The sequence below is a fragment of the Gordonia polyisoprenivorans NBRC 16320 = JCM 10675 genome (genome assembly GCF_000241325.1).
GTDB lineage: Bacteria > Actinomycetota > Actinomycetes > Mycobacteriales > Mycobacteriaceae > Gordonia > Gordonia polyisoprenivorans.
On sequence record NZ_BAEI01000011.1, the window covers coordinates 1 to 19466 of the forward strand.

The 19466-nt window shown below is 66.9% G+C and carries 18 protein-coding genes and 1 pseudogene; 8 read left to right on the plus strand and 11 right to left on the minus strand.

The window, feature by feature from the left end; translation table 11 throughout:
• Window positions 1–170: pseudogene (locus GOPIP_RS28645) on the minus strand (HNH endonuclease); the annotation flags it as partial.
• A 379-nt stretch (window positions 171–549) separates the two neighbouring features.
• On the opposite strand from GOPIP_RS28645, the gene GOPIP_RS03640 reads away from it, so the two are divergent.
• Window positions 550–1128 carry a phosphatase PAP2 family protein gene (locus GOPIP_RS03640; protein WP_006368193.1) on the plus strand — a complete coding sequence of 193 codons (579 nt, stop codon included), beginning with the start codon at window positions 550–552 and terminating at the stop codon, window positions 1126–1128.
• Between the two features lie 46 nt (window positions 1129–1174).
• Entirely contained in the window at window positions 1175–3694 is a 2520-nt protein-coding gene (locus tag GOPIP_RS03645; RefSeq protein WP_006368194.1) for an outer membrane protein assembly factor BamB family protein, read from the plus strand.
• Here GOPIP_RS03645 and GOPIP_RS03650 read toward each other — a convergent pair.
• Window positions 3685–4200: a TetR/AcrR family transcriptional regulator gene (locus tag GOPIP_RS03650; RefSeq protein ID WP_006368195.1), complete on the minus strand. Its 516-nt coding sequence runs from the start codon at window positions 4198–4200 to the stop codon at window positions 3685–3687. The genes GOPIP_RS03645 and GOPIP_RS03650 overlap by 10 nt on opposite strands.
• Before the next feature lie 65 nt (window positions 4201–4265).
• Here GOPIP_RS03650 and GOPIP_RS03655 point away from each other — a divergent pair, with 65 nt between their 5' ends.
• From GOPIP_RS03655 to GOPIP_RS03665, 3 genes are all read left to right on the plus strand, one after another.
• Window positions 4266–5405, plus strand: coding sequence for an FAD-dependent monooxygenase (locus GOPIP_RS03655; protein WP_006368196.1), 1140 nt, complete (start codon window positions 4266–4268; stop codon window positions 5403–5405).
• 81 nt (window positions 5406–5486) lie between these two features.
• Window positions 5487–6179: a hypothetical protein gene (locus GOPIP_RS03660; RefSeq protein WP_006368197.1), complete on the plus strand. Its 693-nt coding sequence runs from the start codon at window positions 5487–5489 to the stop codon at window positions 6177–6179.
• A 74-nt stretch (window positions 6180–6253) separates the two neighbouring features.
• Window positions 6254–7327: a phosphotransferase family protein gene (locus GOPIP_RS03665; protein ID WP_006368198.1), complete on the plus strand. Its 1074-nt coding sequence runs from the start codon at window positions 6254–6256 to the stop codon at window positions 7325–7327.
• A 25-nt stretch (window positions 7328–7352) separates the two neighbouring features.
• On the opposite strand, the gene GOPIP_RS03670 is transcribed toward GOPIP_RS03665, so the two are convergent.
• The 7 genes from GOPIP_RS03670 to GOPIP_RS03700 all read right to left on the minus strand — a co-directional run bounded on the left by GOPIP_RS03670 (window position 7353) and on the right by GOPIP_RS03700 (window position 14857).
• Window positions 7353–8030, minus strand: a complete 678-nt coding sequence (locus GOPIP_RS03670; RefSeq protein ID WP_006368199.1) for a TetR/AcrR family transcriptional regulator — start codon at window positions 8028–8030, stop codon at window positions 7353–7355.
• Between the two features lie 68 nt (window positions 8031–8098).
• Complete coding sequence (locus GOPIP_RS03675; RefSeq protein ID WP_006368200.1) at window positions 8099–9244, minus strand: acyl-CoA dehydrogenase family protein; 1146 nt, start codon at window positions 9242–9244, stop codon at window positions 8099–8101.
• Between the two features lie 11 nt (window positions 9245–9255).
• Window positions 9256–10464 carry an acyl-CoA dehydrogenase family protein gene (locus GOPIP_RS03680; protein ID WP_006368201.1) on the minus strand — a complete coding sequence of 403 codons (1209 nt, stop codon included), beginning with the start codon at window positions 10462–10464 and terminating at the stop codon, window positions 9256–9258.
• Entirely contained in the window at window positions 10461–12191 is a 1731-nt protein-coding gene (locus GOPIP_RS03685) for a class I adenylate-forming enzyme family protein (RefSeq protein WP_006368202.1), read from the minus strand. The genes GOPIP_RS03680 and GOPIP_RS03685 overlap by 4 nt, the downstream gene beginning before the upstream one ends.
• Before the next feature lie 29 nt (window positions 12192–12220).
• Window positions 12221–12970 carry an SDR family NAD(P)-dependent oxidoreductase gene (locus GOPIP_RS03690; protein ID WP_006368203.1) on the minus strand — a complete coding sequence of 250 codons (750 nt, stop codon included), beginning with the start codon at window positions 12968–12970 and terminating at the stop codon, window positions 12221–12223.
• A gap of 51 nt (window positions 12971–13021) precedes the next feature.
• Window positions 13022–13816 carry an enoyl-CoA hydratase-related protein gene (locus tag GOPIP_RS03695; RefSeq protein WP_006368204.1) on the minus strand — a complete coding sequence of 265 codons (795 nt, stop codon included), beginning with the start codon at window positions 13814–13816 and terminating at the stop codon, window positions 13022–13024.
• Between the two features lie 156 nt (window positions 13817–13972).
• The gene (locus tag GOPIP_RS03700; RefSeq protein ID WP_035727095.1) at window positions 13973–14857 is read right to left on the minus strand and encodes an alpha/beta fold hydrolase; all 885 of its coding nucleotides are present in this window, start codon (window positions 14855–14857) and stop codon (window positions 13973–13975) included.
• 46 nt (window positions 14858–14903) lie between these two features.
• On the opposite strand from GOPIP_RS03700, the gene GOPIP_RS03705 reads away from it, so the two are divergent.
• Window positions 14904–15479, plus strand: coding sequence for a TetR/AcrR family transcriptional regulator (locus GOPIP_RS03705; protein ID WP_035727160.1), 576 nt, complete (start codon window positions 14904–14906; stop codon window positions 15477–15479).
• A 29-nt stretch (window positions 15480–15508) separates the two neighbouring features.
• On the opposite strand, the gene GOPIP_RS03710 is transcribed toward GOPIP_RS03705, so the two are convergent.
• Window positions 15509–15757 carry a DUF2530 domain-containing protein gene (locus GOPIP_RS03710; RefSeq protein WP_006368207.1) on the minus strand — a complete coding sequence of 83 codons (249 nt, stop codon included), beginning with the start codon at window positions 15755–15757 and terminating at the stop codon, window positions 15509–15511.
• A gap of 23 nt (window positions 15758–15780) precedes the next feature.
• On the opposite strand from GOPIP_RS03710, the gene GOPIP_RS03715 reads away from it, so the two are divergent.
• Entirely contained in the window at window positions 15781–17328 is a 1548-nt protein-coding gene (locus tag GOPIP_RS03715; protein ID WP_006368208.1) for an NCS2 family permease, read from the plus strand.
• A 264-nt stretch (window positions 17329–17592) separates the two neighbouring features.
• Complete coding sequence (locus GOPIP_RS03720; RefSeq protein WP_006368209.1) at window positions 17593–18033, plus strand: MarR family winged helix-turn-helix transcriptional regulator; 441 nt, start codon at window positions 17593–17595, stop codon at window positions 18031–18033.
• Between the two features lie 51 nt (window positions 18034–18084).
• On the opposite strand, the gene GOPIP_RS03725 is transcribed toward GOPIP_RS03720, so the two are convergent.
• On the minus strand, window positions 18085–19326 hold the full coding sequence (locus tag GOPIP_RS03725; RefSeq protein ID WP_006368210.1) for a GNAT family N-acetyltransferase: 1242 nt from the start codon (window positions 19324–19326) through the stop codon (window positions 18085–18087).
• Window positions 19327–19466 lie beyond the last annotated feature (140 nt).

Here is a 19466-nt window from a genome sequence, read left to right on the forward strand (position 1 = left end):
TGGTGATCAACCAGGTTCCGCAGTAGCAGGACTTGTTTCATCGCACCGAAGGCTTGTGGCCCGGTCATGTCCGGATTCCATTGCAGCTCGCTGAGTTGGGTGACGATGTCGGCGAAGATTGCTTCGGCGTCAACATCTTTGACGTCAAGAGCTGCGGTGGTGTCGATCATGGGCCCTCCCCAGTGGCTGATCGGTGTGATGGGTCCAGTCTACGGGAAAGTATGTTCGATGCAAGGGATACTTTCGATCAATTCTGCTTGTGGACAACGTGTTTCGGCGCTCATTTTCTGTCGGTGGGGTGTGGTAGTGGGTTCGGCTTTCGCTGCGAGGCTGTTCGATGTGGTTGGGAGGCTTGTTGTCTCACCGGGTCTCGAGGCCCGGCGCCTGAGGCGCCGTGCACCTCGACCATCGGTGAAGGGTGAGTCGGGGGTTGATATCGGCGAACCGAGTGCCTCGACCATCGGCGGAAGGGTTGTGACCATCGATCAGGAGAGATGCGCGACCACCTCTTAACGGGGTTACGCTACAGCCGATCAGTAGGGTGGCGTCATGACGGCCACGCTTGCCTTCGACCGGCTTCGGATCGACGACGATGTCACCAACTGGATGGTCGAGGGACGGTCGCAGCCGTGGATCGGGGTGGCGCACGTCGTCACCTTCTTCGGGAATTCGCTGACGATGACGATCATCTGCACGGCGGTCGTTGTCTGGCTGATGATTCGGCGACACGTGGACGAGGCGGTGCTGCTGGCCGTCGGGTCATTGGTGGGCGCGGCGGTCATGGTGACGTTCAAACACGTTGTGGCGCGGACTCGTCCGCCGGTCACCGACCGGCTGTTGCACATCGAGAGTTGCTCGTTTCCGAGTGGACACGCGATGATGTCGATGGTTGTCTACTGTCTGCTCGCCGTCGTCGCCTACCGCCTCAGTCCGTGGGTCAGGGGCCACCGGTGGGTGTTGCTCGCCGCGCCTGCGCTGTCGTTCGCAATCGGCGTGACCCGGGTGTACCTCGGCGTGCACTGGACCACCGATGTGCTCGCCGGATGGGCGTGCGGCGCCTTGTGGGTGCTGCTGTGCGTCTGGGCGTCGACGCGGGTCACGGTGCGCAGAAATGGTCCGATCGGATGACAGTCGACGCTGCAACGCCGAGGTCCAACTCGGCTTAACTGAAACGATGTCCGACTCGGATGAACTCGCCGGCGACAACGCCTCGGACGCGACGGAGTTCATCGCGCGTCCCGCGCCACCAACGACGCTGGGTCCCCAGTCTCCGGTACCTCCGCCGCCTCCACCTCCGCCCGCCACCGGGCCGCAGGCGGCGTATCAGCCGACCATGGCGCGACCGATGCCGCCGACGGGCGCCGGGTACTTCGGTCCGCCGTCGGGCCCGCAGTCCGGAATGCCACCGGTGATGCCGCCCGGATATCCGAGCGGCGGGTTCCCGATTCGGCCGCCCGGCTCGACGCCACCCCGCCGACGCCGTGCGCTGCCGTGGATTCTGACCGCTGTCGCGCTGGTCTGCGTCGCCGGGTTGGTCGCCGGCGGACTCGTCTGGTGGACCACCCGCCACGACGACTCGAGCCGCGCCGCCCCGCTCGATGGGCAACTCACCGGCACATTCCCGACCGCGCCGACAGCGAAGTGGCAGGTCGGCGCCTCGCAACTCGGTGGTGAGCAGTTCGTCTCGCCCGACCCCAACAAGGCCCAATACCTCTCGCTCGGCGCGGTCCACGACGAGCACACGCTGGTGACTTTCGTCAGCAGCCAGTCCTCGTCCGGCCGCACGCTTGCCGGCGTCGACACCGAGACCGGCAAGCACTGGACATCATCGCGAACCGTTCAGGGCTGCTCGGACACCATCGTCAACGGACGGATCGCGTGTTACGACCAGTCGACCATCACCTTCTTCGACACCGCGACCGGCTCCGTCGTCGCCACCGCCGACAACCCCTCGCCCCAGGCCTACGAGATCGCACTCAACACCGACGGCGCGTACCTGCGATCGTTCACCGACGGCGGGCTGTCCATCATCAAGCTCGACAACAGCGCGCATACGGTGCGGACCAAGTACTACCCGCTTGCCGACGGCGGTCCCGGCGGGGACGCGTCCAGCTTCACTGCCACGTCGTCGCTGGTGGCCAGCGGTCAGACCTCGGTGCTCGTCGTCTCGGCCGCCGACGGCCGAGAACTTCTCAACCGCGCCGGATACGCCACCACCGAGCCGTTGGCCGATGGTTCCATCGCCGTCATCTCGGCCTCGGGTTCGGCAGGATCCTTTACCCCGGGTCCGGTCGTCGTCGTGCGACCTGACGGCACCACCGTGGAGATCCCCGGCGCGTCTGTGTCGGTGCCCACGGTGGCCTCGCCGAATCAGCGAGGCCACCTTCTCGTCGACGGCAAGTGGACCTCGGTGGCCGACAAGTCCAGCAACTGGACGACCGCGGTCGGCGGACCCGACTCGCCCTACGGCTCCACCGCTGCGGTCCTCGCCGACGATCGCGAGGTGGTCATCGCGCAAGGTGAAAACCTGACCGTGGCCGATACCGTGACGGGGCAGACCCGCTGGACGCAGAAGGTAGCCAGTTCTTACGCAACGGGTTTCCCGGTCACCGACGGACAGCGGTTGATCGCTGCCGACCCCACGGGTGGGATCACGGCGCTGTCGTTGGCCGACGGCAGCAACGCCTGGTCGCTGCCCGTGTCCGCCGTGGGCGGCGCCTCATCGGGCTCCTCACCGGCCGCGCAGACCTTCGCCGTCGGATCGACTCTGGTGACCTTGACGGGCACGACGATCACCGGCTTCGCACCCACCGGCGGCCCGGCGGGCCCGCCGGGCATCGCGCCGGCCCAGACGCAGACAGCCGCCGGGGGCACGGTCACCCACTGTGCGACGGCGCCGACATTCACGCCGCAGCAGTTCCGCACGACCCCGGCCGGACTGGTCGCGACGATGAAGGTCGTGGCCACGTGCGCCGACGGAGATGTCATGTCGGGCACCGGAACCCGCATCTCGATCGCGGACTCGGGATCGCTCGTCGCCTCCGGGCGTTTCGACTTCTCCCGGGCGCCCGCCGCCATCCCGCCGAGCGATGTCGGCGAGGGCATCACCATGGAACTGACCTACCCGCCCGGCTCCTTCTATCGGACACCCGACACCCTCGGCCAGGCCAACGGCACGGTCGCGGGAACGTTCACCGTCGACTGCGATCCCGGCCCCCAGACCACCACCTCGTTGCCGAAGCCGGAAGGCGGTTCGGCCGCGCCACCACAGGTCTCGACGGGTCCGGCGCTGCCGCCGGGCGTCGACCTCGGTTCGACCACCGGTGATGCGCTTCGCAGACAGGCGAATTCGGATCGTGCCTTCATCCTCTCCACCCTCAACAACCGGTGGGTGGCGCAGCTGAGCTCCAAACGGCCCGGTCTGTTCGCCGACGGCAAGACCTGGGACAACCAGGCCATCCTCGACGAATTCCTGGCACTGCGATTGCGGTTCAACGATGTTCGGCTGCTGTACTCCGACGAATGGAGCGTCTTCAGTCAGCCCGGCTGGTGGGTGACCGTGGCCGCGGCAACCTTCCCCGGGCCGGACCAGGCCAACGCATGGTGTGCGGCACAGGGATTCGACGGCGAACACTGCTTCGCCAAGCTCGTGTCGACCACGGCGCCGCCGGACGGGTCCACGCGTTACCGTTGAGCGACGCAATCGCGGACGGTGAGCCGCTCGACCAGCGCGCTCGGGTCGCTGGTCGGGTCGTCGGGGCCCACGCCGCGCAGCAAGAGGTCGAGTATGAACCCGTCGAGTGCTGCGATGACCAGCCGGGCGTCGGCGCGATCGACACCGCCGGCGACGAGTTCGTCGACGAATCGATCCCGCCCTGCGATCATGGAGCTCTGTAGATCGGAGTCGCAGGTGGCGAGCAGGGTCAATTCATAGCGCGCGAGGGTCACCGCGCGGTCCGGTCCCACGAGTCGTTGCACCAGTTGCGCCATGCTCTCACCCGGCCGTGGCCGATCGCTGTCGTAGAGGTGATCCGCCAATGCCGCATAAAAACCTTTCCGGCCACCGAAGTGATGGCGAATGCTGCCGTGCGGGGCTTTGGCCTCCACCTCGACTGCCCGTGTCGAGGTGGACCCGGCACCGATGGTGCCGAGTAGCGCCAGCCCTGCGTCGAGCAGTCGGATTCGGGTTGCCTTCTCCATGTGGAGAAGATACCTTACTGCGCATTCAAGGAGTTTCTCCAACTGGAGAACCGTGAGGAGGAATCATGCGGGTGATCGTGGTGGGGGCGGGTATCGGCGGTCTCGCGGTCGCGGTGGGGCTCCGGCAGGCCGGCGTCGACGTTCAAATCCTGGAGCGTGCTGAGCGCGTGCGGGCTCATGGCTCAGGACTATCGTTGTTCCGCAACGGATTTCGTGCACTTGACGCCATCGGCATCGGTGAACAGGTGCGCGCAACCGCCGGTACTGCGGTTGCCGTCCACCAGTCCGGGACTCGTAGCCGAGACGGCTCCTGGCTCACACGAATGGGTCCGGCCTCGACCAATGACGTGCGGGTGATCGACCGCGCCGACCTCCATCGAATCCTGCTGGCGTCGGTTGCGCCGGACTCGATACGCACCGGAGCGGTGGTGGCATCGGTCACCGCAACCTCCGTTGTTCTCGACACCGGTGAGCATCTGTTCGCAGACGTGATCGTCGGCGCCGATGGACTGCGGAGTGCGGTGCGCACCAGCGCATTCGACGACCCTGGTGTGCGCGACAGCGGATACGGTGCATGGCGGGCGATCACCACCCGACCGGTGGCGACCGACACCGCGGGTGAATCGGTCGGCCGCGGTGCGCGGTTCGGGATCGCCCCGCTCGCCGACGGCCGCGTGTACTGGTTCGCGTGCGTGTCGACGCCACCCGGGTCGAGCCCGGCGGGCGACGCCGCCATGGAGGAGGTACGTCGCCGCTTCGGTCACTGGCACCAGCCGATCGAGGAGATCCTCGACGCCACGGACCCGGCATCGGTGTCGTATCTGCCGATCGAGGAGCTGGCGGCGCCCCTGGCCTCGTTCGTGTCGGGCCGGCGGGTGTTGATCGGGGATGCCGCGCACGCGATGACTCCCAACCTGGGCCAAGGCGCGAACCTGGCGATCGAGGACGCGGCCACTCTCGCCACCCTCCTCATCGCCGCCGCGAAGCACAACAACGAGCTACCCGCCGTCCTCGCCCGCTACGACGCCCTGCGTCGACGGCGCACGCAACGGATTGCGCGCCAGGCCCGGGTACTCGGTGCGGTGATGCAGGCGAGTCATCCGGTCACCGCGACACTGCGTGACCTGGCCATGCGGTCGGTTCATGCCCGCGCGGTGGACTCCCGGGTCCGCGCGGTCACCAGCTGGTCCCCGCCGACAGCGTGACGCTCTTGACGTAACGCAGGTCACTTGTCTAGATTCATATTTCATATTTGATGTTGCGTGCGAGCCGTTCGGGGGGTCGGTGTGAGTGGTCTCGTGGTGGCGGGAATCGTGGTCGGGGCGGTTCTCGCCATCACCCTTCTCGGTGCGATCGGCCTCGTCATAGCCTACGGTCTCGCCACCCGACCCGACCGATTCGCGGTGCGGGAGGTGGCGCTTGGTGACGTCGACCGCTACATCGCGACGCGGGCGGCCTTCGCCATCAGCCTCGAATACACGACGCCGTTGTCGCGGCGTGAGGTGTGGGATCGGCTCGCCCATGCCCACTATCTGAGCTCGCTCCCGTTTCTTCGGGGGCCGATCTGGATCCACGCCGGTGCGTCGGAGGGGAACGCACCGGCGGGTCCGGTGGTCGGCGATGGGCGGACGATGTCGGGAACCTTCCTCTCGGTGGCCCAGCGCGCCACGGAGGTGATCGACGGCGAGCGGATCACCCTGACCGGCACCGGCGTCTCGGTTCCGTTGGCCATCAAGGACTTCGCGGAGCGATTCACCATCTCCGACGGCCCGCGACCGCGCACACTGACCGTGCGCTGGGAGATCGCCGGATCGCCACGATGGGTGGCCTTCTTGCCGTGGCGGTGGGGAGTACCTCTGGTTCGCCCGGTGCTCGCGTTCGTACTGCGGCACATCCTGCGGCTCAAGCCGTTTCGACGTCCACGTGACAATCGGGGCCCGGACGAGCACCAGAACAGCGGTACCGCCGTCCCGCACTGATCGAACCGCCCTCATCCGAGCGGCTGTGATGGTTACCCTCGACTGAGACGGGAACGACGAGGAGGGCCGGACAAGTGGGACTGCAGGTGGCGGGTGCGGGTGAGGTGCGTGCCGAGGACAGCTTCGACGTCGGCAAGGTCGCCGAATGGCTGCGGGAGCACGCGCAGGACACGACCGGACTCGACGCCGAGCCGCAGGTCCGTCAGTTCTCGGGCGGTGCCAGCAATCTCACCTACCTGCTGTCGTATCCGGGCCGGGACCTCATCCTGCGTCGCGCGCCGTCGGGCACCAAGGCCAAGGGCGCTCACGACATGGGCCGCGAGTACCGCATCCAGTCGCGGCTCGCGCCTGTCTTGCCCTATATCGCCCCGATGGTGGCCCACTGCGACGACCCCGACCTGATCGGCGCCGAGTTCTATGTGATGGGCCGTCTGGAAGGGATCATCGCCGGCCGGGACTGGCCGTCGGACGTGCCGTTGCCGCCGGAGTCGGCACGACGGTTGTGCCACAACTTCATCGACGTGCTGGCCGAGTTGCATTCGGTCGATCCGGGTGCCGCCGGACTCACCGATCTCGGTAAGGGATTCGGGTATGTGCAGCGTCAGGTCGATGGGTGGTCGGCACGATTCCGCAACGCCCGCACGCCCGACGTTCCCGACTACGAGTCGACGATGGTCTGGCTCGCGGAGAATCAGCCCGACGACGTCGCGAACTGCGTGATCCACAACGACTTCAAACTCGACAACGTCGTGCTGTCGGCCGACGACCCGACCCGGGTCATCGGCATCCTGGACTGGGAGATGGCCACCCTGGGAGACCCGCTGATGGATGTGGCGGGGTCGATGGCCTACTGGGTGCAGGCCGACGACGACGAGCAGGTCAAGGCGATGCGTCGGGTGCCGACCACGATGCCGGGAATGATCACCCGCGCCGAGTTCGTCGAGCGCTACTGTGCGGCAATGGGATTCGAGATGAATCCGGAGCGCTGGCGGTGGTATGAGGTGTTCGGGTTGTTCCGCTTCGCGGCGATCGCCCAGCAGATCTATTACCGCTATTACCACGGCCAGACCACCAACGAGATGTTCGCCCTGATCGGTCAGTCCGTGGGAATGGTCGAGAAGCGACTCGATGCCCTGATCGGCGGCTGACGGCGAGATCAGAGTCTCACCGAGATCAGAGTCCGGCCAGGTACCGATCGAGATGGTCGTGGGTCACCAATGCGCGCAACGCGATCCGCAGCTGGGTGGTGACGTATCCGTCGAGGTCGAAGGCGGGCGCGAAATGCCAGTGCTTGAGCGCCCACCCGTGCGCCAGCATCATCAGGTCGAACACGACGAGATCGGCGTCGACGTCGTCATGCACCAACCCGGCGGCGATCGCGGCGGTGATGGCCCCGCGCATCGGCGCGGAGGTCTGCACCTCGAGCTGTTTGATCCGTTCGCGTCCGTCGGCGTCGAGGGTCCGGCTCTCGCGGTAGGTCAGGACCACCGCATCACGGTTGGCGTCGACGATCGCGACGTACTCCCGGAACCCGGCCATCAACTGCTCGACCGGGTCGTCGCCGGCGAGTTCCATCGCCGGGGCGAGCTGATCGCGGAACTTCTCGAGGATGTCGACGATGGCCGCGAGGAGGATCTCCTCCTTGCCGCCGAAGTACTTGTAGAACAGGCCGACGCTGACGCCGGCCTCCTCGGCCAGCGCCTGCATCGACATCTGGTGGAACCCCGTGCGCTCCATCACCGCCACCGCGGCATCGAGCAGCTGGCGGCGACGCGAGGACACCCGCACCGCGCGGACCGCCTCCTCCACCGCGGTGTCGGTCGCCGACCGTGCCGCCGCTGTCTTGGCCACCGCAACCCTCCTCGTTCACAAGTGGTGAACTGGAGTTCACCACCACGCCGTCACCGTAGGGTAGTCGATCAGATGCCGAGGTCCTTGGCGATGATCGTCTTCATGATCTCGGTGGTGCCGCCGTAGATCGACTGGATGCGCGCGTCGAGAAATGCCTGTGAGACCGAGTATTCGCGCATGTAGCCGTACCCGCCGTGCAGTTGCAGGCACCGGTTGGCCGTGCGGAACTGCAACTCGGTGGCCCACCACTTGAGCTTGGCCGCGCGGGCCGCCGTCAGCTCGCCGGCGACGTGTTCGGCGAGGCAGTCGTCGAGATAGGTGCGTGCGATGTCGAGTTCGGTGGCGATCTCGGCGAGCACGAACTGCGTGTTCTGGAAGGAGCTGATCGGCGAGCCGAATGCGGTGCGATCGGTGACGTAATCCATCGTCCGCGCGAAGGTCCCCTCCGCGGCGGCAACCGCGCCGACGGCGAGCGAGAGTCGCTCCTGAGGCAGATTGTGCACCAGCTGGTAGAAGCCGGCGCCCTCCGCACCCAGGCGGTTACGCACCGGAACCCGCATGTCGACGAACGAGAGCTCGCTGGTGTCCTGCGCATGCAGGCCGATCTTGTCGAGCTTGCGGCCCCGCTGGAAACCCTCGGTGTCGACTTCGACCACCAGCAGGGTGAGTCCCTTGTGCTTCTCGGGCCCGGTGCGCACCGCGACGACGAACAGATCACCGTTGCGCCCGTTGGAGATGAAGGTCTTGGACCCGTTGACGACGTAGTGGTCGCCGTCGCGCACCGCGGTGGTGCGGATGCCGGTGAGGTCGCTGCCCGCACCGGGTTCGGTCATCGCGATGCCCAGGACGGTCTCCCCGGAGACGACGCCGGGCAACCAGCGCGCCTTCTGCTCGTCGTCGGCCATCTCGGTCAGATACGGCAGCACGACGTCGTTCTGCAGGGAGAAGGCGATGGCCTCGGCCGCCGCGCCGGTCCGGGCGGTCTCCTCGATGACGATGGCGTGATAGCGGAAGTCGTCGACGCCGGGGCCGCCGAAGTCGTCAGGCACGCTGAAGCCGAGTAGTCCGTTCTTGCCCGCCTCGGTGAACAGGGTGCGATCCCAGAGCCCCGCCCGCTCCCATTCATCGTGGTGCGGGGTGATCTGCTCGGCGACGAACTTGGTGACGGTCTCGCGGAATTGCCTGTGTTCGATGTCGTGGGTCAGTGCGCTCATGTCGATTCCTCTCAGCGGAAGGCGTTCTGGCCGGTGAAGGCCTGACCGAGGACCAGCTGATGCATCTCGGGGGTGCCCTCGTAGGTCAGCACCGACTCCAGGTTCACCATGTGCCGGATGATCGGGTACTCCAGCGAGATCCCGTTGCCGCCCAGAATGGTTCGCGCGGTGCGACAGATCTTGATGGCCTCGCGCGTGTTGTTGAGCTTGCCGAAGCTGACCTGGTCGGGACGCAGACCCACCGAGTCCTTCAGTCGGCCCAGATGCTGGGCGAGCAGCTGGCCCTTCTGCAGTTCCAGGGCCATGTCGGCGATCTTGGCCTGCGTCAGTTGGAAACCGGCGATGGGTTTGCCGAATTGCGTTCGCTGCGTGGCATAGTCGACGGCCGCCTGCCATGCGGTCCGGGCGGCGCCGATCGACCCCCAGATGATGCCGTACCGCGCTTCGGTGAGGCTCGACAACGGGGCCTTGATGCCCTGGCCCTTGTGCAGATCGTCGTCGCCGGGCATCAGTGCCTCGGCCGGCAGACGCACGTTGTCCAGGACGATCTCGCCGGTCGTCGAGGCCCGCAGCGACAGTTTGTGCTTGATCTCCGGGGTGGACACGCCGGCGGTGTCGGTGGGCACGATGAAGCCGCGAACGCCCTCCTCGGTCCGGGCCCACACGACCGCCACATCGGCGATGGGGGAGTTGGTGATCCACATCTTGCGGCCGTCGAGAATCCAGTCGTCACCGTCGCGTCGGGCCCTGGTCTTCATCGATGCCGGGTCCGAGCCGGCGTCGGGTTCGGTCAGCCCGAAGCAGCCGACGGTGGTGCCCTCGGCCATCGACGGCAGCCACCGGGTCTTCTGCTCCTTGCTGCCGTTGTTGTAGATGGAGAACATCGCCAGCGAGCCCTGCACCGACACCATCGACCGGATGCCGGAGTCACAGGCCTCCAATTCGAGACTGGCCAGGCCGTAGTGCACCGATGATGCTCCGCCGCAGCCGTATCCGTCGAGGTGCATGCCGAGCACGCCGAGCTGACCGAATTGCTTGAACAGATCCCGCGCGATCGGGATCGAGCCCGCCTCGAACCAGTCGGCGATATGCGGGGTGACGTGCTCGGCGAGGAATCCGCGCACCGAATCACGCACGGCGAGTTCGTCGTCGGAGTAGCCGAGGTCGAGATTCAGCGGGTCGATCGCGGAGAACTTCGGGGTGGAGGTGGTGGCGCTCACGGGGTCGCTCCTTGTTCTTGGGCCTGGGGTTCTTGGGCGTCGGGTTCTTGGGGGCGGGGTGTGGGTTCGGGGGTGGCGAATCGGCCTTCGGCCATCTCCGATGCCGCCGACGTGGTGGCCTTGTAGTGCAACTTCTTCCCGGTCGCCGAGACCGGGAGTGCGTCGATGATCCGGTAGGCGCGGGGCCGTTTGAACTGCGAGAGCATCGGGTGGGTGCGACAGTAGGCGTCGAGTTCGTCGGCGGTCGGGTGGGCGCCCTCGGCGGGAACGACGTAGGCGACGACGAGTTGGCCCCAACGATCGTCGGGGACTCCGACGACGAGCGAATCGGCAACGGCCGGATGTCCGTTGAGCGCCTCCTCGACCTGCACCGGGTGCACGTTCTCGCCGCCGGAGATCAGCATGTCGTCCTTGCGGCCGACGATCGTGACGAACTCGTCGGCATCCCAGGTCGCCAGATCGCCGATGTGTAGCCAGCTGCCGTTGTACTTGGCCTTCTCCTGCTGCGGGGAATCGAAGTAGGCGGCAGCGCATTTGGGCGAGCGGATGATCACCTCACCGACCTCGACGCCGTCGCGGGCGACCACCTCGTCGGGGCTCGCGAGCCGGCCGTCGTCGTGGACCCGGACCACGCGCACGTCGTCGTCGATGCAGGCGCGCCCGGCCGTACCGGCGTGGGCGGGTAGATCGGTGGGACGCAGGAAGGTGTTCCAGAATCCCTCGGTGCTGCCGTATCCGTTGAACACGCGAGGCGTCAGGATCTCCTGATACCGCAGGGCCGCTTCGCGTTCCAGCGGTGCTCCCATGGTGACGATGCCGCGCAGGCTCGAGAGGTCACGCGGGCGGGCCTGCTGCGCGGTGGCCAGCATCGCGAGGTTCGTCGGTGCGCCGATCAGGAAGGTCAGGCGGTACCGTTCCACCCAGTCGAGGGTCGTCTCGGCGTCGAAGGCGCGCATCGGTACCAGCGACGATCCCAGATAGAACGTCGGATTGGGGCCCGCACAATAGAGTCCGCCGCGATGGAACCACGGTGACATGTTGAGCGTGCGGTCCTCCGGCGTCAGAGGGAAGTGCATGATCACGTCGTGAGCGGAGAAGATCTCGATCGCGCTGTTCATCGGCACCGCCTTGGGCATGCCGGTGGTTCCCGAGGTGTAGAGGCGGGTGGTCTCGTCGAAGACGGTGCGAGTGACCCGTGGTGGCGCCGACTCGGTCGGGAGATCGTGGAAGCGCAACGACGTCGGGCCGTCGACGAGTGCGCCGGTACCCACGCCGATCAGGATTTCCGGCGTGTGGTCTGCCAGGGCGATCGCCTCGGTGACCATCGGCGTCAGGTCGGTGTCGTAGACATACACCTTCGGGGTGCTGACGTCGAGGATGACCGCGGTCTCGCCGGCGGCGAGCCGGAAGTTGACCGGTGAACCGACGGCGCCCGCGGCTTGTGTGGCGAGGTAGAGCTGGGCGAACTCCGGGCCGTTGAACAGTTGGTAGGCAACCACATCCCCGTCGGTGACGCCGCGGTGGGCCAGTCCGGCGGCCAGTGCGTCGACGGCCGCCCCGAGTTGTGCGTAGGTCCACTGTGTGTCGGTGACGGGGTCGATCATCGCGACCGCGCCGGCATATCGGGAGACGTTGCGGCGGAAGCCGTTCAGATAGGTGAATTCGTTCTCGAAGAACGAACGGTACTGATGTGCGTCGTAGACGTGGGGCGCGGTGCTGGTGCTCATGTCAGATCTTTCGGTGCTCGGTGAATTCCTCAGCCGGCCATGGTCAATCCGCCGCTGACGCTGATCACCTGGCCGGTGATGAACGACGCTGCGGGGGAGGCGAAGAACAGCACGGGTGCGGCGACCTCTTCGGGGCGCGCGAGCCGGCGGAACGGAATCGCCTTGATCAGTGCGGCTTTGAGTTTCTCGTCCTGTGCCTGGAACAGTGGGGTGTCGGTGGGTCCGGGGCAGACCGCGTTGACGGTGATCCGATGTCGGGCCATCTCGCGGGCGAGTGACTTGCTGAGCGCGATGACGCCGCCCTTGGCGCCGGCGTAGATGGATTCTCCGGAACTGCCGACGCGCCCGGCGTCGGACGCGAGGTTGATCACGCGCCCGCCCGCCCAGTCGTCCGACGCCGACGCCTCGACCATGCCGGGCAGGAAGGCGCTGGCCATGTGCACCGGTCCGAGATAGTTGATGGCCACCACCTTTTCGGCGAATTCCGGTGTGGCATTGAGGAATTGATCGGTGCGGTCCCAGCCCGCGGCATTGACGAGGATGTCCGGGACGCCGACCTCGGCGTTGACTGCCTCACGGAGAGCGTCGACCTGCGCGCGATCGGAGACGTCGACACTCATCGGCACGATGGCGGGGTTCTGCGCGGCGGTCTGTTTGGCGGCGTCGAGATTGAGGTCGGCGGCGACGACGGTCGTGCCCTGTTCGGCGAAAGCCAGTGCGATGGCCTTGCCGATACCCGAGGCGGCGCCGGTGACGACCGCGATGTTGGTGCTGCTCATGAGGTGTGTGTCCTTCGTGGGGAGTCGAGTGCGGGGGAGTCGGGGGTGGGCTCAGATGGCGGCGAATTTGTTGAATTCGGGCATGCGCTTCTCGGCAAATGCCGCGGCACCCTCGGCACCTTCTTCGGTGTGGTGGGTGAACAGATCCAGGGCGCTCATCGCCATGTTCGACAGTCCCGCCTGGTGGTCGGTGTCGGCGTTGAAGCTCTGCTTGAGGACCCGGATCGCGGTGGGTGACTTCTCGGCGATCTCGCCGGCAATCTTCTTGGCCTCGTCGAGGAGGTCGGCGGCCGGGACGACCCAATTGACCAGTCCCCAGCGCTCGGCGGTCTGCGCGTCGTACTGGCGGCACAGATACCAGATCTCGCGGGCCCGCTTCTCCCCGACGACGCGGGCGAGGAAGGCCGAGCCGAAGCCGGCGTCGAAGGAGCCGACCTTGGGACCGGACTGGCCGAAGCGGGCGGTGTCGGCGGCGATGGTCAGGTCGCACAGCACGTGCAGCACGTGGCCCCCGCCGATGGCGAGGCCGTTGACGGCGGCGATGACCGGCTTGGGGATGTCACGAATCGTCTTGTGCAGGTTGCCGATCTCGAACATCCCGCTCTCCGACGGACCGTAGTCGCCGGTCTCGGCGCGCTGCTTGACGTCACCACCGGTGCAGAACGCCTTGTCGCCCGCACCGGTGAGGATGACGGCCTGCACGGAGGAATCCGCCCAGGCGCGGCGGAAGGCGTTGATCATTTCCTCCACGGTCTTGGCGCGAAATGCGTTGTAGCGCTTCGGCCGGTTCATCGTGATGATCGCGGCCGGTCCCTCGACGGTGTACTCGATGTCCTCGTAGTTCATGGCGGATGCTCCTCGTCGAATCGTCGGTGGTGATCGGGTGATCACCTCTTCATGATGAATGAACGTACATTCACTGATCTGAGCGTGTCAAGGGTCACATCGAAAAGAGATCGGTGGAGAGGAATCGATCACGCGGGATCGATCACGGGATGACGGTCAGTTCCCGGTGAGAAAGGAGCCGATCTCGTGACCCACGGTGACCGGGGCGTCGAGGGTCAGCAGGACCGCGGCATCGGCGATCTCGGCGTAGCGTGCACCGGGAATCAGTTCGGCGAGGCGGCGCCCGTGTGCCGGCGGCATGACGCGGTTGTCGGGGGACCAGAGCACGAGCGCGTGGCCGGTGAATCGCGCGAGCGCCTCGGTGTCGGCGATGAGTTCTCGCCGGTCGAAATGCGTTGCGGCATAAGAAGCCAGATCGGTTGCGATGCCGGGAGTCGTGAGCACCGGCTCGGTCCAGCGCCGCGCCAGCTCGTCGGAGATCGGCCGGCGCGTCATCTGGCCGAACACCATCGGGAGCCTGCGCAGGCGGCTGTTGCGGAGCTGGCGGGCGGCGAGGGTGAGGCCGCCGGGGAGTCGGGCCGCGATCGTCGCCATCTTGCCGGGCAGTCCCGGTGGGAAGTTCTCGAACGCCTCGCTGGGAAGAATCACCATCGCGCCGACGCGCTCGTCGCGCCCGGCGGCGGTGAGGAACAGTCCTCCGCCCCAGTCGGTGTGGACGAGGGTGACCTCGCGCAGGTCGAGGGCGTCGAGGAAGTCGGCGAGCAGGGCGACCATGCCCGGCATCGTCAGATCGGCGTCGCGGTTCATCGCGACGCGATGGGCGCCGAGTGGCAACACCGGCCGGATATAGCGAAAACCGTTGGGCAGGTGTGCCATCACCGGGTCCCACAGTGCCTCATCCATGAACAGTCCGTGCAGCAGGACGACGGGTGCGCCCGATCCCTCGTCGAGGTACTCGATGGTTCCGGCGGGGATCTCCACCCGACGCACGGACGGGGCGGTGGTGTTCACGGCATCTCCTCGACGATCGGTGTGGAGCAATCACTCTAGAGTATTCACTCTAGAGCAATTGTTCTACGATGTGAAGATGCGGAATGACGAGCGGATCACCGTGGCGATGGGGGAGTCGCTTCGGCGCAACGGCTACGCGGGTTCGGCGATCAAGAAGGTCCTCGAATCGTCGGGAGCCCCGAACGGCTCGCTGTATCACCACTTTCCCGGCGGCAAACGTGACGTCGCGGCGTCGGCGCTGCGCCAGATGGGTGCTGCCTATCTGCAACTGGTCGGCGGATTGCTGGCGGTCGACGGCGCACTGCCCGACATCATCATGTCCGCCTTCGACGAGGCCGCCGATGATATCGAGCGGTCCGGGTGGATCAACATGTGCCCGGTCGGCACCGTGGCCGGTGAGGTCGCCGACGCCGAGCCGGCTCTCCGCGAGGTCGCGGCCGAGGTGTTCACATCGTGGATCGAGGCCGGCACCGCGCTGTTCGCGACCCGCGGAATGTCCGATACCGATGCGCGCACCTTGGCGCTCGCGGTCATCGGCGCGCTGGAAGGTGCCTTCGTCCTCGCCCGGACGTTGCGATCGGGGGACCCGATTCGCGCGGCGGGACGATCGGCGGCAGCGTTGGCCTCGGGGCTGATCCGGGTGCCCGACTGACCGAGCTCGCGAGTCCGTCGAGTCGGTCTTCAGTCGAGTCCGCGCTGTGCGGTCTTCTCGCCGCGTCGCGATGCCCTGCGCTGGATCAGGAAGACCAGCGTCCCCAGCACGCCCACGCCGAGGCCGGTGAGGCAGACCGCGAGCGTTCGCCCCCCACCCCATCCGGACACGCCGACGACGATCGTGGCGATCAGCCACGCCAGCATCCCGACGATGATCACCGGCTCGGGCGCGCGCAGGGCACGGGGCAGTTCGGGCACGGTTGCTGCGTCGGACATGGGCTTCAGGGTAGCTTTCCGGTGTGTCCACCGATTCCTCGAGTCAGCCCCCGAAACCGACTCCCGCCCAGTCGACGGAATCCAGCGCCCGGTCGACGGAATCGGGCGCCCAATCGACGCAGGAGAGCGCCCGGTCGACGGGCGCGCTCGACCGTTTCTTCAAGATCTCCGAGCGCGGGTCGACGCTGGGTCGGGAGTTCCGCGGCGGCCTGGTCACCTTCTTCACGATGGCCTACATCGTCGTGCTCAATCCGATCATCATCGGCGGCATCCCCGGCGAGCCGCACAACGCCGACGTCCTCGGGCACGTGTTGCCGATCGCCCAGGTCGCCGCCGTCACCGCGCTCGTCGCCGGCGTCATGTCGATCATCTTCGGTCTCGTCGCCAACTATCCGTTCGCGATCGCCACCGGCCTCGGGATCAACAGCCTGCTCGCGGTGACCATCGCGCCGCAGATGACGTGGCCCGAGGCGATGGGTCTGGTCGTCATCGACGGCATCATCATCGTGTTGCTCGCGGTCACCGGGTTCCGTACCGCGGTGTTCAATGCCGTTCCGGCCGAACTGAAAGCGGCCATCGCCGCGGGTATCGGCGCGTTCATCGCGTTCGTCGGATTCGTCGACGCCGGCTTCGTCCGGCGCATCCCCGATGCCGCCGGGACGACGGTGCCGGTGCAACTGGGCAGTGGCAACTCGATCACCACCATCCCCACGCTGGTGTTCGTGCTCGGCGTGCTGTTGATGGGCGTGCTGGTGGTCCGACGGGTCCCCGGCGGACTCCTCATCGGTATTGCGGTGACCGCGGTCGCCTCGCTCATCCTGGAGTCGGTGCTGCACCTCGGATCGGGTGCCACCAAGCCCGGCGGGTGGGGATTGTCGGTGCCCGAGATCCCGCACTCACTCGGCGGACTGCCGAATCTGAGCCTCGTCGGTGACGTCGACCTGTTCGGCGCCTTCACCCGCGTCGGTGTGCTCGCCGCATGTGTGCTCGTGTTCGCTCTGGTGCTGTCGAACTTCTTCGACGCGATGGGCACGATGACCGGCCTCGGCAAGGAGGCCGGGCTGACCGACGCCAAGGGCAATCTGCCCGGCATCGGACGGGCACTGGTGGTGGAGGGCACCGGCGCGATCGCCGGTGGTGTCGCGTCGTCGTCGTCGAACACCGTCTTCGTCGAATCGGCGTCGGGTATCGCCGAAGGTGCGCGGACCGGTCTGGCCAACATCGTCACCGGCGTGCTGTTCCTCGCGGCGATGTTCTTCACCCCGGTCTACGAGGTCATCCCGAGTGAGGCCGTCGCGCCGGCACTGGTGATCGTCGGCGGACTGATGATCGCGCAGGTGCGCAGCATCGACTTCACGAACTTCGCGATCGCGCTGCCGACCTTCCTGACGATCGTCACCATGCCGTTCACCTACTCGATCGCCAACGGCATCGGTGTCGGCTTCATCAGCTGGGTGGTGATGGCGACCGCGGCGGGCAAGGCGCGCACGGTGCATCCGTTGATGTGGCTGGTGGCCATCGTCTTCGTCGCCTACTTCGCGCGGCAGCCGATCTCCGATCTCCTCGGCTGAGGACCGCACTCGTGCGCGCTGCCTCGTCTCCGATCGGCTCGTACGCCCCACGAAGAGTGGGGGAAGAGTGTTCTTCCCCTACTCTTTCGTTCTTCCCCGCGAAATTTCTTGCGGAGGAAGGGATTGCTTGGGGAAGAAGCGGGGGGAGCACCACGCGGCCGTCGCGACGGGACTCGTGCACGCGTGAGGACATCTGTGGTCCGTAGGAGCGACATTCTCGCCGCGATGCTGCGGAATTCCTGAGAAGAACATAATATTTGCGCCGTGGAGCTTGTTGTTGAGGGTGACGAACGGCTGGCCGGGTCGCTGTCGCTCGCGATCGTACGTATGGCCCGGCGGCTGCGACTGCGTCGCGACAACGAACTCGTGTCGTTGACGCAGCTCTCGGCGCTGAACACCCTCTATCACGAGGGGTCGATGTCGCCGGGTGCGCTCGCCGCGGCCGAACGCGTCAAACCGCCGTCGATGACGCGGGTCATCGCCTCGCTCGCCGACCTCGGCATGATCAAGCGTGAGGCGCACCCCACCGACGGTCGGCAGGCCATCGTGACCTTGGCGCCGGCCGGGGAGCGGGTCATCGCGAACGAGGTGGCCGCCCGCAAGGCCTGGCTCAACGACCGGCTCGAGGAGCTCTCCGACGAGGAACGCGCGACGCTGAGTGCGGCCGTGCCGATCCTCGAACGGATCATCTCCGACGACAGCTGACCTCCGACCCGTCGGGCCGAGAGGAGGGTCGGGTCGGCGCGGGAGGTCGGGTCAGAAGAAGGTGCCGGCGAACGGAGCCCGGGTCGTCGCGAACGCCCGGTCCAGCGCGTCGAGCGTGGCCGGCGAATCGGTCCACAGTCGTCCCGCCGCGGCGAACTCGTGCGCGGAGATCCCGCCGAGGTAGAGGCTGGAGAGCACCGAGGTGTCCAGTCGCACGGTCGGTTGGGCCTCGCTGTGCACCACGACGGCGGCACCGTTGCGGACGGTGAGGGCAAAGGTTCCGCCGCGCCCGGCGAAGCGATCGCCCACCTCGAGGACCACGTCGAGATCGGCGTCGTATCGGCGCGCGCCGAGCGCGGCGGGCACGTCGAGGATGCGTAACCACATCTTGTCGACCAGGCCGGTCACCTCGACCGAGCGCAGGTTCAGCAGCTTGCGCGGAAGGGGGTCGTCGACCGGGATGGACGCGTGCAGGGTCGGGATGAGGTCGAGGGAGATCAACACCCGCCACAGATCGGTGTGGGCGTCCTCGGTGACCGCCACGACCTCCTCGATCTCGGCGTGTACCTCGCCGTCGGCGACGCCCTTGAACACCCGGTAGCTCGCGTACCCGTCGTCGTGCAGCAGGTAGTGCAACCCGCTCGCGGCCGGCGGGCGTTCGGAGTCGCGGTCGGCCAGGATCGGCGCCCACCACTGCTCGGTGCGGGCGAGGGCACCCGGTCGGGTCGCGGTCCACCGGTGATGGATGTCGGCGACGGCGGCCGCCACCTCGTCGGGGTGGGCGAAGCGCACCGTCGCGTGGGACGGGTGCTCGGCCCGCATCCGAGCCGATGACCCGATGCGGATCGAATGCGCGAAGCACGCCGGCCCGAAGCCGAAGCGCTCGTAGATGGTGCCCTCCGATGCGGTGAGGATCGCAAAGGTCTGCCCTTCGTCGATCCATTGGCGGGTCAACTCGGTGAGCATCCGCCGCAGGATGCCGCGGCGACGATGAGTCGCGGCCACCGACACCCATGACAGTCCGGCTGCATCGGCGACGGCTCCGCCGGGCAAGGTCATCGACATCCGGTAGAACATCGACACCCCGACCAACGGCACCGACGACACATCGGTATCCCGGACGACGATGACGTCGGAATCGGAGACCTTGGCGCGCAGATCATCTCGCTCGTCGTCGGGGATCGGGTTGCGCATCGCGAACGCCCGGGCGTCGGCGGCGATGATGTCGTCCCAGTCGTCGTCGGTGGCGCGGTTCAGGCTCAGATGGTCGATCGTGGCATCGGCACTGTTCACGACTCCACGTTGTCATACCGGACTCGTCACCGGGCCCGTCGGGTTCGGATCGGCGAGTGTCCCCGGTCGCCGCTTTGGCAGACTGACTGGTTGTGTCCGACGCGCCTTCCCCTCCCGTGCCTCCCAGCCCTGTCCACTCG

Excerpts from the sequence above, each read along its gene's own strand:
- GOPIP_RS03640 (WP_006368193.1), top strand. The coding sequence starts at position 550 with ATGACGGCCACGCTTGCCTTCGACCGGCTTCGGATCGACGACGATGTC.
- GOPIP_RS03645 (WP_006368194.1), top strand. The coding sequence starts at position 1,175 with ATGTCCGACTCGGATGAACTCGCCGGCGACAACGCCTCGGACGCGACG.
- GOPIP_RS03650 (WP_006368195.1), bottom strand. The coding sequence starts at position 4,200 with ATGGAGAAGGCAACCCGAATCCGACTGCTCGACGCAGGGCTGGCGCTA.
- GOPIP_RS03655 (WP_006368196.1), top strand. The coding sequence starts at position 4,266 with ATGCGGGTGATCGTGGTGGGGGCGGGTATCGGCGGTCTCGCGGTCGCG.
- GOPIP_RS03675 (WP_006368200.1), bottom strand. The coding sequence starts at position 9,244 with ATGAGCGCACTGACCCACGACATCGAACACAGGCAATTCCGCGAGACC.
- GOPIP_RS03685 (WP_006368202.1), bottom strand. The coding sequence starts at position 12,191 with ATGAGCACCAGCACCGCGCCCCACGTCTACGACGCACATCAGTACCGT.
- GOPIP_RS03690 (WP_006368203.1), bottom strand. The coding sequence starts at position 12,970 with ATGAGCAGCACCAACATCGCGGTCGTCACCGGCGCCGCCTCGGGTATC.
- GOPIP_RS03695 (WP_006368204.1), bottom strand. The coding sequence starts at position 13,816 with ATGAACTACGAGGACATCGAGTACACCGTCGAGGGACCGGCCGCGATC.
- GOPIP_RS03705 (WP_035727160.1), top strand. The coding sequence starts at position 14,904 with ATGCGGAATGACGAGCGGATCACCGTGGCGATGGGGGAGTCGCTTCGG.
- GOPIP_RS03710 (WP_006368207.1), bottom strand. The coding sequence starts at position 15,757 with ATGTCCGACGCAGCAACCGTGCCCGAACTGCCCCGTGCCCTGCGCGCG.